This window comes from Bradyrhizobium sp. 199, assembly GCF_023073355.1.
Lineage (GTDB): Bacteria > Pseudomonadota > Alphaproteobacteria > Rhizobiales > Xanthobacteraceae > Bradyrhizobium.
In genome coordinates, this window is sequence record NZ_JADPJI010000010.1 from 1 (window position 1) to 4,451 (window position 4,451).

General features: G+C 58.4%; 2 protein-coding genes and 2 pseudogenes. All 4 read right to left on the bottom strand.

Annotated elements, in window-relative coordinates; all coding sequences use genetic code 11:
• Positions 1-3: 3 nt before the first annotated feature.
• A pseudogene (locus IVB28_RS27515) lies at positions 4-306 on the bottom strand (MFS transporter); the annotation flags it as partial.
• 15 nt (positions 307-321) lie between these two features.
• The gene (locus IVB28_RS27520) at positions 322-747 is read right to left on the bottom strand and encodes a DUF1036 domain-containing protein (RefSeq protein ID WP_247530407.1); all 426 of its coding nucleotides are present in this window, start codon (positions 745-747) and stop codon (positions 322-324) included.
• A 167-nt stretch (positions 748-914) separates the two neighbouring features.
• Positions 915-3,011: a tetratricopeptide repeat protein gene (locus tag IVB28_RS29545; RefSeq protein ID WP_346730774.1), complete on the bottom strand. Its 2,097-nt coding sequence runs from the start codon at positions 3,009-3,011 to the stop codon at positions 915-917.
• Positions 2,985-3,503, bottom strand: a pseudogene (locus IVB28_RS27530) (adenylate/guanylate cyclase domain-containing protein); the annotation flags it as partial. The gene IVB28_RS29545 and the pseudogene IVB28_RS27530, both read right to left, overlap by 27 nt.
• Positions 3,504-4,451 lie beyond the last annotated feature (948 nt).

Sequence of the window (4,451 nt, forward strand, 5' to 3'; positions counted from 1 at the left end):
CCCTCACACCACCCGCTTCCCCGCCCGCTCCGCCACCGCCTTCTGCACGAAATACATCATCACCAGCGTGACGATCGTCGTGGTGACGACGACGTAGCCGATCCGGTCGAAATGGATCAGCGAGCCGTCGGACCCTTGCGCGATGATCGCGCCGGCGAGCACCGAGCCGAGCCCGCCGGAGAGCTGCTGCAGCGATGCACTGACCGCGCTGAACGAGCCGCGCTGGCTTTGCTCGGGGATTGCCGACATCAGGGCCTGCGACGGGATCAGCCGTGAAAAGATGCCGACGAACATCAGCACGTTGACTTGGCTCCACCAAATTCAGTCGCCCTTTTCTTCCTCGTCGTCATCGCTGTCGTCGTCAAGCAGGTTGAACGTGAGCGTCCCAGTGACAACGTTCAGTTCTCTGAAGTTCTTCAGCTCGTCGGGTCCGCACGTGTAGTTCGGGGTCCGCATGCGCATAAATTGCTGGCGCTCGATGCAAATCGGGGCCGATCCGTCCCACGTGCCCGTGTCAGATGCGCCGTACACATAGGCCGACCCGCTGACCACGCGCTGCGAGGTACATTCGCCGTCATCAAGGTTGAACCAGCCTCGCACGACGAAATACTCGCTCTCGTTCGCGTCGCGATAGGAAAGCGCCACGGAAACTTTCTCTCCGGCCTTGTTGCACACTCTAAGTGTGGACATCGCGAGCCCGTCCGGAGCCGCTCGATCGGCATTGGCCTTAGCGAAGGTCAACAGCATGAAAACCAGGCAAGCTACGGCCCTAGCAAGTACGGAGCTTCTTGTTGAGAACACTTGTACCTCTTTCAGTCAAAACTCAGATTAAATTTTGAAGCTTGGTAAAGCTTCTTCATTTGAACTGAAAACGTTGCCGGCTACCTTCCGCTACGCCGAGCAAGAGCAAACGGTCATTTGTCTATCTCAGGATCGATTGCCCTGGCGGCGGCAAGATCGGCTGCGCTCGTCCGATCGCCCTTGTTCGATTTAGCCATGCCTCGCCGATAGAGCGCTTTGGCATCCTTGGGGTTGGCCTGAATGGCCCGATCGTAATCTGCGATTGCCGCGGCGAGATTGCCCTTCTTCTCCAGCAAGGCGGCTCGAGCGAACCGGAAGTCGATAGTATCGGGCTTCAGTCTGATTGCCTGATCGTAGTCTGCAAGACTCTTGTCGATCTCGCTATCGTCCCTGGCTTCCGCCCTGATGCGGTAGTTGTCCGCAAATGGCTCTTTCGATACGAACTCATCGAGTTGCTTCATGATCCGAACAGGATCGTCCGTCATGCTCTGCACAAGCCAATACCGGCGATCGAAGTTGAAGCCGTAGCTCGGATCCAGACGAATGGCCGAGGTGTAGTCGGCCATAGCCTTCTGATGGTTTTTCAGCTGTTTCCAGATGTCCGCCCGGCTGAGAAAGGCGTCCACTGTTGGTGTGCTTGCGATGGAGGCGTCATACAGGCGTATGATCGACATATAGTCGGCCTGCGCCGAAGCAGCGTCACCCTTCTTCGCAAGTGCCTCAGCTCTGGCTTCGAGATAGCTGACGTTTTTCGGGTCCATTTTGATAGCGGTGCTGTAGTCGCTGATCGCGGCCGTCAAGCGCGTTTGCTCGAGATTGTATTTGGCGCGTTTCACGAAGTTCTCGGCAGACGGCTCCAGGCGGACGACCTGATCCAGGTCTGCCAGTGCTCGAGCGTCATCTCCCTTGTTGGTCCAGAGATCACTCCGGATCGAGTAAAGGCTAGAGTTAGTCGGCTGAAGCGCTACCGCGGCATCCAAGTCGCCGATCGCCTGATCATAGGATTCGATTTGGCGCCAAAGGTGAGCCCGTGCGGTATATCGCTCAGGGTTCTTGGGATCGAGTTCAATCAGTTTCGATCGATCGGCGATCGCCTGATCCCATTTGGAATCACTCTCGTAGCTCGAGGCGCGGGACTCCAGGGCTTTAATGCGATCCCCGGCGCTAGCTTGGATGGAATCGATCACGGCACTGCACGCCTCAACTGAAGTGAGGCATTTTGAGAGCGGAGCGTTGCGTTCCGCCGAGGTCCAGATGAAGGCCACAGCGTACAGTCCCGCAAGGACAGCGGCTCCAGTCTTCAACGGCCCATCAAAGACCATCGCGCCCGATGCTGACGGCCACGTGAAGCCAGGCCGAGCCAGACGGATAGCTGGCCAGGCCAACGCAGTTGGCAGCGCCATTGCCAAAACATAGATCGGAGAGAGACCTGGTAAAATGGATGCAAGCGTTATCAGCGTTGATAGTGCGCTCAGTAGCAGCAATGTCGCGAACGGAATAAGCCATACGGTCGCGATAATCACCACGTCCAGGAGGGCAGACACGCGCCATTTCGGCGTGGCCAACAGCCATGACACGAGTACGACGGGAAGCGGGACGATGATGAAAGACAACGCTCCGGAGGACAAGTGGAAGAGCGCGTAGCGGTAGCTGAGGAGGATTACAATGAGGAGTAATGCGACCGGAATCGTTCGGCCTCGGAATTGTCGCCATAAGGCCGCGGTCGCCGCGACGCAGCCAAGAAGAAGAGAAAGCTCCATTTGCCCAATGTACTCGGCCTCGTAGCTGCTCAATCCGACATAAGGAAGTAGGGGAATAGAAGCCGTCCCAAGCCAGCAGACCGCCCCAAAAGCCAGCGCCGCTTTGCCGCGGTCTGCCCAACTGAGCTGCAGTCTTCGATCAACGAGCCACATGGCGAGAAAAACGACGATGCTGCTCAGCAGAGCAATAGTGCCGTACGTCAGCATGCCGGCTGGAGCATGAACCGCCAGACCCGGTGCTATGCCGAGCGCAACGAGTGCGAGAAATACGACGAGAGTTTCTCGAAGTGTTTGCCCGTCGCATGCCGCCCTAAGCCGTGCTGACCAGCCTTGATTGGTGACCCCAATCTCATTTTGGCCGGCGGCCGGTTTGAACACACCGAGAAGAATGTGCCATGGCGAATTGCCGGCTTTGCTCGGTCCGCCATCCTCGGACTGCTTCCCGACCATATAGGCGTGCACCGGGGCCATATTCTTGATCGGCTGCGCTCCCATGTCTGCGAATGGGACGGAGAGCTTGTTTGCAACCTGCTCGTAAACCGCGCGTGAAACGCAGATTCCGCCGACCTCCGCCAGGCCTTCGAGGCGCGCTGCAATGTTGACGCCGTCGCCGAGCAGATCGCCATCGCTTTCAACGACGTCGCCAATCGTGATACCGATGCGGAAGCTCATATGCCGGCTTGGAGGGTAGGCGCTATTCCTGGTCCGGAGGCTTTCCTGGATGTCGATCGCGCATCGCACGGCGTCGACCGCGCTGGGAAACTCTGCAAGCACCGCGTCGCCCGCGGTGTTGAAAATTCGTCCTCCCGCCTCAGCAATGAATTCGTCAGTGACCTTCCGATAGGCCTTGAATCTGCGGAGCGTGTCTTCCTCGTCCTCGGCAACCAACCGGCTATAGCCGGCAATGTCAGCGGCGAAAATGGCGGCGATCTTGCGTCTCATGATGATGCAAATACGTCCTTGTGGCGAAAAGGGCTTGGTATCTAGAAGGTGCTCACCGGCGCAAAGAATAGCCAACCAGAATTATCGAGTTCAACACGTTTAAACCGGTGTCCTTAAATCTCTATGGGCTCATTAGACGGACTCCAACTCCGTGATGCAATCCGAGGGTGAGCGTCGCCTGGCTACAGCCGATGATACTTTGGACGGGGTAGGGGCTCCTCAACCAGATTCGCCTGCCGAGCCCCGGGTCGGTCCGTTCTAGCAGCGCTGTTCGATATACCTGGGCAATGGCGATGTTATCTGAAGGTAGAGCGAGTGGGCGACTGACGCCGCCTCATGCGACTGCAGCCTGCCCAAGCAGTCGAGGGCGACGCCCTCTTTGCCCGGCGTATGGCCTTACGCGTCTCCCGGCAGGCGGGGATATTGCCCTTGCAGTCGGCAATCCAGTCGATCAAGTGGTCGCCGATCTGGAGCGCCGTAGCCTCGTCCGCCAGGATCGCCGCCTGCAGCTTAAAGCAGGCTGTCCGGTATCGCTCCAGAGCCTCGAAGGCCATTCCCTTGGGCGGCCGCCGAAGTCGCGAACAGGAGAAGGCCGAAGATCACCAAAAGCGCATCGATATCCGCGGCTTATCGGGCAGGTCATGATTTCGGATAGGCCGCAACTCCAAGGCCGCGAATGCGACAACGTCAAGGCTTCCCCTCTGCCCTCCAAGTGGCAGCTATTATCAGCCAGGAAATGATCCTGCGCCTAACCCATTTGGGTCATCACGGTCCATCGACAGGCCGTTGATCGCGCACGATCCGACGTGCTCGGGAGACAGGGTCCCTTACTTCGCGGGCCGACGCCCTTTGGACTGGGCCGTAGCCGTTCGTATTGGATCGACCCTGAAACGGAGCCATTGATGTCGCTCAGGCCCACTGCCGCTCCCCCCGCCCCTCACACCGATC